The 13,223-nt window shown below is 62.9% G+C and carries 15 protein-coding genes; 5 read left to right on the top strand and 10 right to left on the bottom strand.

All coding sequences use genetic code 11. The features are described from left to right. A partial coding sequence (locus tag Q0O40_RS02825; protein WP_295525912.1) for an L-serine ammonia-lyase occupies nt 1–571 on the top strand: 571 nt, incomplete at its 5' end. A 75-nt stretch (nt 572–646) separates the two neighbouring features. Here Q0O40_RS02825 and Q0O40_RS02820 read toward each other — a convergent pair. Both Q0O40_RS02820 and Q0O40_RS02815 read right to left on the bottom strand, forming a co-directional pair. Next, nucleotides 647–1,216 carry a hypothetical protein gene (locus Q0O40_RS02820; RefSeq protein WP_295525910.1) on the bottom strand — a complete coding sequence of 190 codons (570 nt, stop codon included), beginning with the start codon at nt 1,214–1,216 and terminating at the stop codon, nt 647–649. Nucleotides 1,217–1,466: 250 nt separating this feature from the next. Further along, nucleotides 1,467–1,826, bottom strand: a complete 360-nt coding sequence (locus Q0O40_RS02815) for an EthD domain-containing protein (protein ID WP_295525908.1) — start codon at nt 1,824–1,826, stop codon at nt 1,467–1,469. 535 nt (nt 1,827–2,361) lie between these two features. Here Q0O40_RS02815 and Q0O40_RS02810 point away from each other — a divergent pair. The 3 genes from Q0O40_RS02810 (at nt 2,362) to Q0O40_RS02800 (ending at nt 6,640) form a co-directional block, all read left to right on the top strand. Continuing rightward, complete coding sequence (locus tag Q0O40_RS02810; RefSeq protein WP_295525906.1) at nt 2,362–3,531, top strand: acyl-CoA dehydrogenase family protein; 1,170 nt, start codon at nt 2,362–2,364, stop codon at nt 3,529–3,531. A 121-nt stretch (nt 3,532–3,652) separates the two neighbouring features. Beyond that, nucleotides 3,653–4,819 carry an acyl-CoA dehydrogenase family protein gene (locus tag Q0O40_RS02805; RefSeq protein ID WP_295525904.1) on the top strand — a complete coding sequence of 389 codons (1,167 nt, stop codon included), beginning with the start codon at nt 3,653–3,655 and terminating at the stop codon, nt 4,817–4,819. Nucleotides 4,820–4,894: 75 nt separating this feature from the next. After that, entirely contained in the window at nt 4,895–6,640 is a 1,746-nt protein-coding gene (locus Q0O40_RS02800; RefSeq protein WP_295525901.1) for an amidohydrolase, read from the top strand. A gap of 4 nt (nt 6,641–6,644) precedes the next feature. On the opposite strand, the gene Q0O40_RS02795 is transcribed toward Q0O40_RS02800, so the two are convergent. The 8 genes from Q0O40_RS02795 to Q0O40_RS02760 form a co-directional block, all read right to left on the bottom strand. Then, on the bottom strand, nt 6,645–7,226 hold the full coding sequence (locus tag Q0O40_RS02795; RefSeq protein WP_295525899.1) for a nucleotidyltransferase family protein: 582 nt from the start codon (nt 7,224–7,226) through the stop codon (nt 6,645–6,647). Between the two features lie 4 nt (nt 7,227–7,230). Further along, on the bottom strand, nt 7,231–8,145 hold the full coding sequence (locus Q0O40_RS02790; protein ID WP_295525896.1) for an XdhC family protein: 915 nt from the start codon (nt 8,143–8,145) through the stop codon (nt 7,231–7,233). After that, nucleotides 8,142–8,684 (bottom strand): cytochrome C, encoded by a 543-nt coding sequence (locus tag Q0O40_RS02785; protein WP_295525893.1) that lies wholly within the window; start codon nt 8,682–8,684, stop codon nt 8,142–8,144. Before Q0O40_RS02785 ends, Q0O40_RS02790 begins: the two co-directional genes overlap by 4 nt. Nucleotides 8,685–8,725: 41 nt before the next feature. Beyond that, on the bottom strand, nt 8,726–9,268 hold the full coding sequence (locus Q0O40_RS02780; RefSeq protein WP_295525889.1) for a methylamine dehydrogenase light chain: 543 nt from the start codon (nt 9,266–9,268) through the stop codon (nt 8,726–8,728). Between the two features lie 71 nt (nt 9,269–9,339). Then, complete coding sequence (locus Q0O40_RS02775) at nt 9,340–9,942, bottom strand: thioredoxin-like domain-containing protein (protein ID WP_295525886.1); 603 nt, start codon at nt 9,940–9,942, stop codon at nt 9,340–9,342. Nucleotides 9,943–9,948: 6 nt separating this feature from the next. Next, the gene (locus tag Q0O40_RS02770) at nt 9,949–10,560 is read right to left on the bottom strand and encodes a MauE/DoxX family redox-associated membrane protein (RefSeq protein ID WP_295525883.1); all 612 of its coding nucleotides are present in this window, start codon (nt 10,558–10,560) and stop codon (nt 9,949–9,951) included. Next, entirely contained in the window at nt 10,557–11,744 is a 1,188-nt protein-coding gene (locus tag Q0O40_RS02765; RefSeq protein WP_295525880.1) for an amine dehydrogenase large subunit, read from the bottom strand. Before Q0O40_RS02765 ends, Q0O40_RS02770 begins: the two co-directional genes overlap by 4 nt. Before the next feature lie 134 nt (nt 11,745–11,878). Then, entirely contained in the window at nt 11,879–12,556 is a 678-nt protein-coding gene (locus Q0O40_RS02760) for a TetR/AcrR family transcriptional regulator (RefSeq protein WP_295525878.1), read from the bottom strand. Between the two features lie 195 nt (nt 12,557–12,751). Between Q0O40_RS02760 and Q0O40_RS02755 the strand changes: the two genes are divergently transcribed. Continuing rightward, nucleotides 12,752–13,186: a cytochrome c gene (locus tag Q0O40_RS02755; protein WP_295525875.1), complete on the top strand. Its 435-nt coding sequence runs from the start codon at nt 12,752–12,754 to the stop codon at nt 13,184–13,186. Nucleotides 13,187–13,223 lie beyond the last annotated feature (37 nt).

The following is a 13,223-nucleotide window of genomic DNA, read 5'->3' as shown; positions in this document are numbered from 1 at the left end:
CAACTTGTGGGCGATGGCGGTGAACGAGGAAAACGCCGCCGGTGGCCGCGTCGTCACCGCGCCTACCAATGGCGCGGCGGGCATCATCCCGGCGGTGCTGCGCTATTACGAGGTGTGTTACCGCGGCGACAAGGCCGGGCGGCGCACCTTCCTGCTCACCGCCGCCGCCATCGGCGCGCTTTACAAGCGCAATGCTTCGATTTCGGGCGCGGAAGTGGGCTGCCAGGGCGAAGTCGGCGTCGCCTGCTCGATGGCGGCGGCGGGGCTGACCGCGGTCTTGGGCGGCAGCAACGAACAGATCGAAAACGCCGCCGAAATCGGCATGGAGCACAATCTCGGGCTCACCTGCGATCCCGTCGGCGGCCTCGTGCAAATCCCCTGCATCGAACGCAACGCGATGGGCGCGGTCAAAGCCATAGACGCCTCCCGCCTCGCCATGCTGGGCGACGGCCAGCACATGGTCAGCCTCGACAAAGTGATCGAAACCATGCGCCAAACCGGCTTCGACATGCGCGACAAATACAAGGAAACCTCGCAAGGCGGGCTGGCGGTGAATGTGGTGGAGTGCTGAGGGGGGTTAGCGCATCCTTTTGAAACCTGGCCCTAGCCTCTCCCCATAAGCAGGGAGGAGGCTAGGGGCTTTAGCTTAGTTGCTGGTCGCGGGTGCCGCTGGCGCAACAGACGCGGCAGGTGCGGCAGGCGCAATTGGCGCAGAAGGTGCAGCAGGGACCGGCGCGGCTGGCGCAGCGGTCGCAGGCGCGTCTGCAGTTGGAGCGGCAGGTGCGACCGGGGCTGCAGAATCCGGCGCTGGCGCAGCAACAGGCGCAGGCGGCGCAATCGCCACCAACTTCACCGCAACGGGATTGGGTGTCAGGTTGAGGTTGGCGCCCGTGCTGGCGTCAAGACCGAGCCCGACCACGCCGCCGAGCAAGACATTGCCCAAACCAGCCGCGACACCGCCGCCTTTGACTTTACCTTGAACGCGGACTTCGGCCGGCACGAAGCCTGCCTTGGTGACATTCACGACGAAGTCGCTCTTGCGGTCGATCTTGAGCTTGCACGGCGTGGTGCAACTCAGACCGTTGGTCATTTTGACATCGGCGCCCGAAGGCTCCGACGTGACCGCGAATTTCTGCTTGCTGCCGCGCGTGATCGTTGCGCACGCACATAGGCTGGCCGCCGCGACAAGCGCGGTGCACGTTCTAAAGACTGACATTAAAATCCCCCCGAAAAATTCAGATACATATGCAGGCATTGCGCATATTGGTTTTCGGTGGGGAATTTTGGGGCTAGGTTCAAGTTAATGTTCTCCCGAACGCTCGGCGGGATTGCGGGGACAGAGTTACGGTGACAGAATTTACGGTGACAGGTGCAAAAACCCCAAACTTGAACCTGCTTGTCGATCCCCGCGAGACGGATAAGGCGCGCATCCCAACCTCGCCTTGGTCATGCGCACAAAGCCCCCGTCAAAACACCTCCCGTTCCTCGCCCAGCCAGAGCGGGGAGCGGGGCAGGTCAATGAACTTGCGCTCGTCTTCGAGCAGCAGCGCGCCGGCGCGGATCGCTTCGGGGGTGTTTGTGGCGAGGTCTTCGGCGGTGTCCCACCAGAGCTGTGCCACGCCGTCGTAAGGTTCGGGCGCGCCGCGCGCCGCGGCGAAGGGGGCGCCCTCCGTATCGGGCAGCGAGTGTAGCTGGATATAGCGGCGGATTTTCAGCGCCTCGCGCACGCTTGCCACTAGCGGTGCGTGGGTATTGAACCAGTAATCATGAAACTCCGCCCGGCTGAGGTGCGGCAGGCGGTGCAGGCAGAAGGTCAGCTTGATCATCTTGGGTTCTCCCGTTCAGTCCTTGAGCCATGCCATGCCTGGGTTCATGGAATTGCGCTGACAGTGCACGTGTTGATCGGTTTCCAATTGGTCTAACGCCGCCCCGCCAGCCATGATTTTCCTACATGCCGCTGGTCTGGTACAATGAGGCAAAGGCTTTTGCAGTCCAAGCTCTTTGTCATCGTCGACCACGCTCACTGATTGCAAATGCACAAGTGTAACCTGTAAGTGATTTCAATTTTTAAATAGCAATATCATATACTTGATGGACAAAACAAAAGTTGACACGGTGTCAACTCTGTCAACTTTCTTGCAGAGGATTTCGCGCAAATTCACGGGATGCAAGGGCAATGGCCCTTGCCCGCCGGAGGCAAACAGCCGCATGGCACCATCCGCCGCGCGTGTGGCCAGCGGGACCCCGGCTCAAGGCCGGGGTGACGAACTTGGGAGTGTGCGCCGACCCTCCCGAAAACACTGGGTGACGCATCGCGCGAAGCGTGGTTAGCGCGTTGGCGATCAATCGAGGAGCGAAGTGATGACCGAACGTGCCCTAGCCATTGCTGACAAGGTGGAGGCGTTCGTTCGCTCCGAGATCATTCCTTACGAGAAGGACCCCCGCGCGCGCGGAGATGGGCATGGGCCCAGCGACGAGCTGGTGCTGGAAATGAAGGACAAGGCGCGCGCGGCGGGGGTGCTGACGCCGCATATTCTGGCCGATGGCAGCCATTTGACGCAGCGCGAGACGGCCACGGTGCTGATCCGTTCGGGGCTGTCGCCGCTGGGGCCGCTGGCGGTGAACACGATGGCGCCGGATGAGGGCAACATGTACCTGCTGGGCCATGTCGGCACGCCCGAGCAGAAGGCGCATTTCCTGGCGCCGCTGGTCGAGGGGCGCGCGCGCTCATCGTTTTTGATGACCGAGCCTGCGGCAGAGGGCGGCGCGGGGTCGGACCCTTCGATGATGCAGACGACGTGTCATCAGGATGGCAATCACTGGGTGATCAATGGCCGCAAGGCATTCATCACCGGGTATCAGGGCGCGAGCGTCGGCATTGTCATGGCCAAGTCGGCGGAAGGCGCGTGCCTTTTCCTCGTCGATTTGCCTGATCCCGCGATCCGCATCGATCATGTGCCGCATACCATCGACAGCTCGATGCCCGGCGGCCACGCTACCCTCACCATCGACAATCTGCGTGTGCCGGCCGATCAGATGCTGGGGCAATCGGGCGAGGGCTTCAAATATGCGCAGATCCGCCTTTCGCCTGCTCGCCTATCGCATTGCATGCGCTGGCTGGGCTGCTGCATCCGTTCGCACGAGATCGCCAGCGACTATGCCAACCGCCGTATGGCGTTCGGCAAGCCGCTGATCGATCATGAGGGCGTGGGTTTCATGCTGGCGGAGAACATGATCGAGCTCAAACAGAGCGAGCTGATGATCGATTGGTGCGCCGATGTGCTTGATACCGGCGCTCTGGGCACGGTCGAAAGCTCGATGGCCAAAGTCGCGGTGTCGGAGCATTTGCAGCGCATTGCCGATCGCTGTGTGCAGGTGATGGGCGGCACGGGCGTGACCGACGATACGATTGTCGAGCAGATCTACCGCGAAATCCGCGCGTTCCGCATCTATGACGGCCCCACCGAAGTGCACAAATGGAGCCTGGCCAAGAAGATCAAGCGCGACTGGAAGCACGCGCAGGCGGGGTAAGGCGCGGCTGATAAGCGGGCCGCCCAAGGTCCGTCGCTTGGCGCCGCCTGTTTGATTGGGTGGTTGCAGCAGGTCCGGCTTTATGGAAACGCCCCTTGCACTAAGAGAGGACCGCAACGCCATGACCGCCGCATCGCATGAACAAAGCTTTCCCGATCTGCGCGAGGGCGTGCGCCGCCTCTGCGCCGGGTTCCCGGGAGCTTACTGGCAGGAACTGGACCGCGATCGGCGCTATCCGACCGAGTTTGTGACGACGCTGGCCAGCGAAGGCTGGTTGTCGGTGTTGATCCCCGAGGAGTACGGCGGCTCGGGCCTGGGGCTGGCGGCGGCGACGGCGGTTCTGGAGGAAGTGCACCGTTCCGGCTGCAACGGCGGCGCAGCGCATGCGCAGATGTATACCATGGGCACGCTGCTGCGCCACGGATCGGCGGCGCAGAAAGCGCAATATCTGCCTGCTGTGGCCAGCGGCGCGCTGCGGCTGCAGGCGTTTGGCGTGACCGAGCCGACCAGCGGCACCGACACCACGCGCATCCGCACCTTCGCGCGGCGCGAGGGCGATCACTATGTGGTCAATGGCCAGAAGATCTGGATCAGCCGCGCCGAACATTCCGATCTCATGGTGCTGCTGGTCCGCACCACTGCGCGCGAAGACTGCGCAAAAAGCACCGACGGGATCAGCGTGCTGATGGTCGACATGCGCGAAGCGCTTGGCAATGGCCTGACCATCCGCCCGATCCGCACGATGCTCAATCATGCGACAACCGAGCTGTTTTTCGATGACCTGCGCGTTCCTGCGGCCAACCTGATCGGCGAGGAGGGGAAGGGCTTTCGCTATATCCTCTCAGGCATGAATGCCGAGCGCATCCTGATTGCCGCCGAATGCATCGGCGACGCGCGCTTTTTCATCGACCGCGCCAGCGCTTACGCGGGGACGCGCGAAGTCTTTGGCCGGCCGATCGGGCAAAACCAAGGCGTGCAGTTTCCGATCGCGCGCGCTTATGTGCAGACGACAGCGGCGGCGCTCGCGGTTGATCATGCGGCGCGGCTGTTTGACGAAGGCGATCCGGCGGGGACCGAGGCGAACATGGCCAAGATGCTGGCGTCGGAGGCCTCATGGTATGCCGCCGACATGTGTGTGCAGACGCACGGCGGGTTCGGCTTTGCCGAGGAATACGACATCGAGCGCAAGTTTCGCGAGACCCGGCTTTATCAAGTCGCGCCGATTTCGACCAACCTGATCCTGAGCCATGTGGCGACGCACGTGCTGGGCCTGCCCAAGAGCTTCTGAGCGCTTTAGGATTAGACAGGGAAAAATGCGCCTGATAGCAAACTGGACAAGGGTTCAGAATTGGGGGTTGATGACATGAACATGCGCCGGATCGTTGCAGGGCTTGCGGTGAGTGCTGCCATCGCCGGGCTGGCCGCGCCGGTTGCCGCAAAAGAGCAGGCCGATCTCATCCTGCACAATGCGCAAGTGCTGACGGTCGATCCGGCGTTTTCGGTGCGAACGGCGGTGGCCGTGCGCGGCGAGAAAATCCTCGCGGTGGGCGGCGAAGATCTGCTGGAGGCCTTTACCGCCGCCAAGGTGATCGATCTCAAGGGCCGCACCTTGATGCCCGGGTTCAACGATACGCACGTTCATCCCAAGCCCGTCTCGCCCAATGACATTGCCGTCGAAGCCGCCACGAGCATCGCCGAGGTGCAGGCCATGCTGCGCGCCAAGGCGAAAGAGCTTGGGCCGGGCAAGTGGATCACCGGCTATGGCTGGCAGGAATCGAACTTTTCCGAAAAGCGCAATCTTTCGCGCGCCGACCTTGATGCCGCCGCACCGAACAACCCGGTCGCCCTGCTGCGCGCAGGCTCGCACTCGGCGGCTTACAATTCTGCCGCGTTTCGCATTGCCAAAGTGGATAAGAGCACGCCCGAGCCAGCCACGGGCCTGATCGAGCGGGACGCGGGCGGCGAGCCCAGCGGGATTATCCGCGAGCGCATGGACGTGGTCTCAAAGTTCATTCCCGATCCGGGCTGGGAGGCGATGCGCGGGCCCACGATCACCTGGCTCAAGGAGATGCTGGCGCTGGGCATCACCAGCCTGCACGATGCCAGCGGCACCATCGATGACGAGCCTCTGGGCAAGGGCGGCACCGACAGCAAAGATCTCGATCCGCTGTGGGGCGGTTCGAACATGACGTGGAAGCGCGCGCGCGAAATCTATGCCACGATGGGCGATCAACTGCCGCGCATCACGATGTATATCATTCATCCCGGCGCGGCGCGGCTGAAGGCATTTCCCTATCACACTGGCTATGGTGACACCCGTCTGCGGCTCGGCGCAATCGGCGAGAATGCGGTGGATGGCGGCTTTACCGGGCCAACGGCATGGCTGCTGACCGACTATAAAGGCCAGCCCGGCTTTCGCGGCAAGGGGCGCTTTACCGATGCCGAGCTGCAAGAGCTGGTCGACAGTGCCGCCAAGCTTGGCTGGCAGATGGGCATACACTGCATTGGCGATGCCGCGATTGTGCAGACGATCAAGGCCTATCATCATGCGTTGACGACCATTCCCGATCCGGCTCATGCCCCGGCCGATCGGCGCTGGTTCACGGATCACTTTACGATCATGCCGCCCGAGGAGACGATGACGACGATGGCGCAGGATCATGTGATGATCTCGCAGCAGCCCAACTTCCTCTACAATCTCGATGATCGCTATGCCGCGCTGCTCGACGACTGGCGGTTGGCGCACAACAACGCGATTGCCACGCCGGTGAAGAAGTTCGGCCTGTTCATGGCCTTCAGCAGCGACAACCTGCCGATCGGGCCGATGGTCGGGCTCTATGCCGCGTTTACGCGCAAGGGGCCGAGCGGCGCGGTGCGCGGGCCCGAAGAAGCGGTGTCGCGCAGCGAGGCGATCCGGATGTACACCGCCAATGGCGCCTATCTCTCGTGGGAAGAGAAGATCAAGGGCACGATCGAGCCGGGCAAGCTGGCCGACATGGTGGTGCTGCCGTTCGATCCGCTCACCGCGCCGGAGGAGATGTTTCTGAAGGGCAAGGTCGATATGACCATCCTCGGCGGCAAGGTCGTCTATGAGCGGCCGAAGTCCTGATCGGCTAACGGCGGGCGAGCTGCGCCTCGGCTTTGGCGAGGTCTGCGGGATAATCGATATCGAGCGCTTCGGCGGCGGAGATGGCGATGGATGGCGCTCCGGCCAACAAACTGGCCGCGCCTCTGTCTCCCGAAAGCTTGCCAAGCGCGGGGAAGTAAGAGGCGGCAAAGATCGCCGGCGGCATCGGGCGGCCCGCTGCGCTGCTGGCGATCAGTTTGCCATCGAAGCTGGCGACAAGAGCTTCAATGTGCCCGGACGTTACCAGAGGCATATCCGCCAGCGCGACCAGCACCGCGCGCGCGTCCATCGCCTGCGCGGCGCCGACCCCGATCGCGAGCGAGCGCGATTGCGGCGCGCCGGACGGTTCGAGCATCAGCGCGCCAAATCCCAGCGCGCCAAGATCGGGCGTGTGCGGGCTGACCACCGCAAACCGGGCGGCGAAGGGGAGCGCGCCGAGCATGGCCGCAGCGTGGCGTGCGACCGGCTCCCCCGCCAGCGGCGCTGCCAGCTTGCCTCCGCCAAAGCGCGTGCCTTGTCCGGCGGCTAGCAGAACCAGCGCTATTCCCGAAAAATCGGCGGACGCCAAAGCGTCAGCGACTTTCAGGCGTGTTCACCGCGAGGTTCCACTGCGGCGCGGCGGCGCAGGCCTGATAATCCTGCACCAGTTCGCCCAGAATCGAGAGCGCGAGCGTGGCGGGATCGCGTGTGGCCGGAATGAGGCCGATCGAGCCGCGCAGGCGCTCGATCCGTTCTGCAGGCACGTTTGCCGAACGGAGCGAGGTGATGCGCGCGCGGTGTGTGCGCGCGCTGCCGACCGCGCCGTGGTAAAAGCCGGGAAGCGCGAGGGCTTGCGGCAGCAGCGCTTCTTCCCAATCGGCATCGTGGAACAGGAACACGAACGCGGTCCAAGGGTCGCTGGTGAGGGCGGGTAGCGATGTGGGGGTCGCGAGCGGCGCAATTCCGTCTGCGCCGTGCGCGTGAATGTCGCCGCTGGGGGCAAAGGCAAGCACATCGATGCCGAACGCCCGCGCCAGACGGGTCAGCGCGACGAGGTCCTCGCCGTGGCCCAGTGCGATCAGGCGCAGCGGCGGAACATAATCGCGGATCACATCGCCATCGATCCGCAGCTGCGCAGGTTCGCGCCGCGCCAGCCGATCGAGCATGTCGGCCAGCGTGCCGGGATCGGGCCGCGGGCAGAAAGTGAGGTCGATGCCCCCGCCGCAGGGCAGGCGGATATCGATATAGGGCGAGCCTGAGCCGAAGCGGACCGTGCGCGCCCTGCCCGCAGCGAGCGCGTCCTGCGCCTCGGCAATCACCGCGCCTTCGATGCAGCCGCCCGAGAACGAACCGAGGTGGCGTCCATCCTCCAGCACCGCCATCTGTGTGCCGATCCCGCGCGACGATGCGCCGGTAATGCCGGTCAGCGTGATCAGCGTGCCGGCTGTTCCCGCGCGCGCGCCATCGAGCAGAAACTGGAGAATCGCGGCGGGTGTCGGGGCGATCATTTCGGGCCGTGCGGGTATTGCAGGCTGAGCGAGGCAGGCGCACGACATTTGCGGATCACCTCTTTGACCAGCCGTGTCCGCTCCGCCTTCAGACCGGGGCCGATCAGCGCAAACTGGCGTTCATGGGCAAGTTCGGGGCCGGTAAATGGCTTGGCTCCGGCGGGCACGCTATCGCCGCCCAGCTCGAACACCACGAAATTCATGAGGTCTGCGAGTGCTTCGTTGTCGGTGATGCGGCTGTGCGCGACATTGGGCAGGCGCAGCAGATAGGCCCGTGCTTCGGGTGTGCACATAAACCAGCCGACCCGGTCCTTGAGTTCGGGCAGATTGGCGGGAATCGATGAACCCGCCACCCCATGGCAGCCCGCGCAATGTTCGACATAGCTACTGCGCGCGAATTCAGGATCCTGCATCTTTTCAGGATGATGGATCGCAGGAAGCGCCTGTGCGGCTATCGGCACAGGCTGCGCACGAAGCACCGCCGCCGATAGCGCGGCGGCAGCGCCAATGCCCAGAAATACGCGAAATCCCATACCCATGTATTGCATCATATCGCGTTTATCCGCGCGCGAACAGCCGATCAGGCTGACCCGATCAGAACCGCTGTCGAGCAATGATATTCCATGCTGGTGGTGCCGAAGCACCAGATGATATCATTGTTGAGCTGCGGCACGTAAAGCTGGGTTTCGCGGTCGGTGCCGTCGCAGCCGCACTGCCCGCACATCGACTTGCCGCAGCAATCGCGGTAGGCGATCAGATAGGCGCGGCCATCCTCGGGATTGATGCAAGTGCCGACCCATGACACGGGCGAATGCTCGGCCCCCGGCGGGCAGCTGTGGAGCCCGCCGCCGCAGCAGCTGCAGAGCGAACCGTCGATCGCGCAATAGCGCCAATAGGTGCACTTGGTGTCGTCGGTGGTCTGGGCGTTGCGGGCAAACGCCGTCTTCGCCTCGGGCGAGCGATCAGGCTTGGCCGCCTCTGCCCGGCTGACCGGCAGCAACGGAAACACGGGCGCCGCGACCAGCGCCACGCCAAGCCGCGCTAGGATGCCGCGGCGCGAGGTGCCGCCCGCGAAGCGGCGGAGGAACTTTTCGCCCATGGCATCAGGATCGAACATCTTCATGAACTTGTCCCCTGTAACTCAATTAAATTGCCGATAACTGGATAACGCTGTGGTTGCTTGGTCGAGGCGCTTCAGGCCCCGACAGCCTTCAATTTTCCGATGTAGTCCTGAACCGAGCGCAGGCCCATTTCATGCGCAATGACAAGACTTTCGAGATGCTCGCGGCTGTTCACGAGCCCCTTTGACAAGATCATGCCGTCCTCGCCCATCAGCACCGCATAAGGCAACTTGCCGACCTCGTAAGCCTGCCCCACATCAGGGCCATTGACGAAGGGATAGGCGCTCAAGCCATGCTGTGCGATCATCGCCTTTTGCACGGCCGGCTCGTCGTCGCCGATGAAAATAAGCTGCACACGCTCGTCGTTTGCAAACGATTTTGCCATCGGGATCAGCGCCTTGCACATCGGGCAAGATGCGGAAACGAACATCAGCAGCCGCAGCGGGGTGCCGTGGGCATGACCACCGATGGTGATCTTGGCGCCGTCAAGCGTGGTCGCCGGCAGCGCGGTGCTGGCACTGCCGACAGCCGGGCCGCCCGCTGTGGTGAGCGCGCCCGCCGGTGCCACGCGCATGTGGAGCACGCCGACCTGTCGCGCCAACGCCAGCATGGCGACGCCGAGCAGGAGGATGACAACCCAGGCGACGATATTGGAAACGAGGAGCGTGGCAAGCATGGTGGGTTATCTCCGCCGGGCGGTGAGTGCGCCCGAAACGGGGCCGGGAGCTGGACCTGAAATTGGCGACGCGGCCAGCGCGCCGATCGCATTGAACAGCATGGTGATCGTAAACAGGCCGACGCCGCCGGCCAGCGCCAGCCCCAAATCAAGCGCTGAACTGGTCGGTGCAGGGAGCAATCGGGGCAAGAGCATCGCCGCGAGCACGAGGTTGCGGGCGACGAGCAGCCAGCTAAGCGGCTGGCGCAGCTGCGAGCGGCCGCAGCCGCAATCGATCTGCCTTCGCCCGCGCGCGATATTGACCGCCATCGCGGCGGCAAACGCACAGAGCAGCAAGGCCGCTGGCAATATCGCAAGGGGTTGCCCCCCCGCAAGCAACGCCAGCCCGATGACGAGCTCAGCCCAAGGAAGCACCACCGCCACTGGCGCGATCCATGATCCGGGCAGAAGGCGGTAGTTTGCCAGCACGCCGGGAAAAAGATCGCGGTGGCGCAGTTTGGCAATCGCGGCCTGAACGAACACGAGACCCACCGCCACCGCCGCCACCTGACCAAACATGGCCAAGCCGCCCGCAATGCTGGGCAAGGTCTCCATGCCGGTCATGCCGCCCCAGATCATGAAGGCCCGACCGTGCGGAGCACGCCGTTGCCAGCGCTCTTGATCTTGAACTTCTCTTCACCGGTCTTGGCATCGAGGATGACCAACGCACCGTCTTCACCGGAAACGATGATCTTCGGCGCGGCTTCCTGGGTAATGGCGATGTTTGCGAACGACCGTTCCAGAACCATGCGGCGGACCACTTTCTTCGCGGCCAGATCGACTTCCCAGATCTCGTTACATTCAGCTTTGTGGGTCCAGTATTCGCCCATGTGCATCAGCACGAACGCATGACCGGTCGCAGCATGGACGGCCAGTTGCTGACGCGCGCCGGGATACCAATTAATATCCAGCGGCTTGGTGTCGCCCTTGCGGACCCCAGCGGCCTCTTGAATCGAAAATGGCTCGGCGATCTTTGGATTCGCCCCCAGCGACGCTGTGTAGATCAGGCCAGTATAGGTGAGGAACACAGCCTCCTTCTTGGCCTTGTCGACCACGAAGTTATCGAAGATCGGGTCGTCGGTGGCGGCAAAGAAGGGCGCGCTGCGGGTGATCACCGGCTTTGCCCCGGCTGTGGAAACCGTGGCCATCGAACCATCAGAGCACAGCGCAGAGAAGCCAACGCCGGGATTGGAAATCAAACTGGCGCAACCGGGCAACTCGATGTTGCGCACAAACTTACGCTTGGCCAGATCAACCACATTGACCGATGAAGCCGGGCTGAGATTGTAGACATAACCGGTCGAGCCATCGTCGCTGACCACGAAATTCTTCAGTCGCGAGCCGACCAGGATGCGGCCCGGCATGGCGATCTCGGTCTGCAGTTTGAGCGACGCACCATCATAGACCGTGACCATGTCTTGCCGGGTGCCGCGAAAGCCCTTCGACCAGAAGGTTTCAGCGACATAATACGCCTTGCCCGCCGGATCGATCTCCATGTCGGCAAGCCAGCTGCCCTCGATCAGACCGAGCATCTTGCCTGTGGCGGTATCCCAAATCGAAAAACCCGGCGTGCCGAAGCCGCGGTTGACATAGACCCAGCTCGGCTTTGGCGCCGGGATGGTGGCCGGTGGAGCTTCGACATCAGGCTCAAGTGGCGGCGCGGCCGAGGCCGCGCCGGGTGCAGACGCGATCACCAGCGCCATAGCAGAAAGGAAAGATCGCCGGATCACGGCGCTGCGCTTGGACTTGGCTAAGAACGTCATTTTGCCGGGCCCCCAATATGCTTAAACCAGAAGTGAAACCAATTTGCCGCGCGTTTCATAACGCACATGCGAAGACTCGCTCGCAGCCAAGGTTTGACGGACGTCCAGTTTTAGTCAAGCGCTTTTTTGCAAGCTTATGAACTTGCCGCGACATGCGCGCGCAGGCCCGCGATTTCGGCAGGGGTAATCGTCTTGGCAAGACCGATCAGCGCATGCGATGCCAGCCTGATGATGGCGGGCATCTTTGCCTCCCATGGCTTTTCAAAGCCAAGAAACGGGGTGGCCCCTTCCATCGACGCGCTGATGTAAAGCGCGACAGTGTGGACATCGTCGGGCGACAGCGCGGGATTGAGCGCGGCGACGATCTCGCCGATGAAGTCGTGAATACGCTGATAAAATGCATGAACCCGGCCAGCGATGAACCCGTTGTGATTGGCCAAAGCCCAAAGCTCGGTAAATAACCGCGTCGTACGCTTGCCTGAAATATCTTCAAGACAGATGACGATGATCAGCCGCAAGCGCTCCTCGTCGCTCAGATCCGGCTGGCGGACGCGAGTTTCCAGAATTTTGTCGTAATTATCCAGCATCTCGTCGAGCAGGATCTGGACCAGCATTTCCTTACGCGGGAAATGATAGCTCACATTGCCGACTTTCATGCCGCTCGCCGCCGCAATTCGCCGCAAGGTAAACGCGCTTGCCCCTTCTTCGATCAAGACGGTGTGCGCGGCATTGAGGATGGCATCGACGGTCTCGGTTCCGCGCGCATATGTGCCCGGCCGCAAGTTTCCGCTATGTTGCGTTGCTACTTCCATTGCAGCACATTTAACACAGGGCCTTCACCCCCGCCATACCTCTCGCTCGGAAAGGTACTTTAGCGCTGTCAATGCGCAGAACAGCGCTTGACCGGGCCTCCCGTGATGCACACGATATTGCGTTGCAGCGCGGTTACCGCAGTTTGGGCGTATCTGGGGGCTTATGTGGGGGCCATGATAAGGGCGTTGGCGGCGATGGCCGCTCTGGTTGCGCCGCAAGCTGCATGGGCGACCGGCCAGCAGACATTTGCCGCGCAATTTTCGATGTGCCATCAAACGGCAGGCGCGGGGCTGCCCGGCCAATTTCCCCGCCTTGCCGGCCGAGTGCCCCAGATCGCTTCATCGCCGGACGGGCGGCGCTATCTCGCGATGGTCTTGATCAACGGACTCTACGGTCCGATCATCGTCGACCGCAAGCCGATCAACGGGATGATGCCGGCGGTGGCTTCGCTATCCGATCAGGCGATTGCCGATGTACTCAATCATGCCATGACCTTTCCCGGCTACGCGCGGAAAGTCGCGCCGTTCGCCGCCAGCGAGATCGCGGGAGTGCGCGCCAGCGGCCGCAAAAGCGGAAATGTTGTCGCCGCCGAAAGATCACGGCTGGTGGCGGCCAAATTGATACCGTAGAATGCCACGCGAACGGGGACTGGCGCGGACGCCCGGC

The organism is Novosphingobium sp. Chol11 (genome assembly GCF_945870625.1).
GTDB lineage: Bacteria > Pseudomonadota > Alphaproteobacteria > Sphingomonadales > Sphingomonadaceae > Novosphingobium.
Note: the sequence above shows the minus strand (reverse complement) of the source record. Positions and strands in the feature narration are given on the sequence as shown.

Excerpts from the sequence above, each read along its gene's own strand:
- Q0O40_RS02790 (WP_295525896.1), bottom strand. The coding sequence starts at position 8,145 with ATGATCGCCCCGACACCCGCCGCGATTCTCCAGTTTCTGCTCGATGGC.
- Q0O40_RS02820 (WP_295525910.1), bottom strand. The coding sequence starts at position 1,216 with ATGTCAGTCTTTAGAACGTGCACCGCGCTTGTCGCGGCGGCCAGCCTA.
- Q0O40_RS02785 (WP_295525893.1), bottom strand. The coding sequence starts at position 8,684 with ATGGGTATGGGATTTCGCGTATTTCTGGGCATTGGCGCTGCCGCCGCG.
- Q0O40_RS02780 (WP_295525889.1), bottom strand. The coding sequence starts at position 9,268 with ATGAAGATGTTCGATCCTGATGCCATGGGCGAAAAGTTCCTCCGCCGC.
- Q0O40_RS02755 (WP_295525875.1), top strand. The coding sequence starts at position 12,752 with ATGGCCGCTCTGGTTGCGCCGCAAGCTGCATGGGCGACCGGCCAGCAG.
- Q0O40_RS02770 (WP_295525883.1), bottom strand. The coding sequence starts at position 10,560 with ATGATCTGGGGCGGCATGACCGGCATGGAGACCTTGCCCAGCATTGCG.
- Q0O40_RS02800 (WP_295525901.1), top strand. The coding sequence starts at position 4,895 with ATGAACATGCGCCGGATCGTTGCAGGGCTTGCGGTGAGTGCTGCCATC.
- Q0O40_RS02760 (WP_295525878.1), bottom strand. The coding sequence starts at position 12,556 with ATGGAAGTAGCAACGCAACATAGCGGAAACTTGCGGCCGGGCACATAT.
- Q0O40_RS02815 (WP_295525908.1), bottom strand. The coding sequence starts at position 1,826 with ATGATCAAGCTGACCTTCTGCCTGCACCGCCTGCCGCACCTCAGCCGG.
- Q0O40_RS02805 (WP_295525904.1), top strand. The coding sequence starts at position 3,653 with ATGACCGCCGCATCGCATGAACAAAGCTTTCCCGATCTGCGCGAGGGC.
- Q0O40_RS02775 (WP_295525886.1), bottom strand. The coding sequence starts at position 9,942 with ATGCTTGCCACGCTCCTCGTTTCCAATATCGTCGCCTGGGTTGTCATC.
- Q0O40_RS02810 (WP_295525906.1), top strand. The coding sequence starts at position 2,362 with ATGACCGAACGTGCCCTAGCCATTGCTGACAAGGTGGAGGCGTTCGTT.
- Q0O40_RS02765 (WP_295525880.1), bottom strand. The coding sequence starts at position 11,744 with ATGACGTTCTTAGCCAAGTCCAAGCGCAGCGCCGTGATCCGGCGATCT.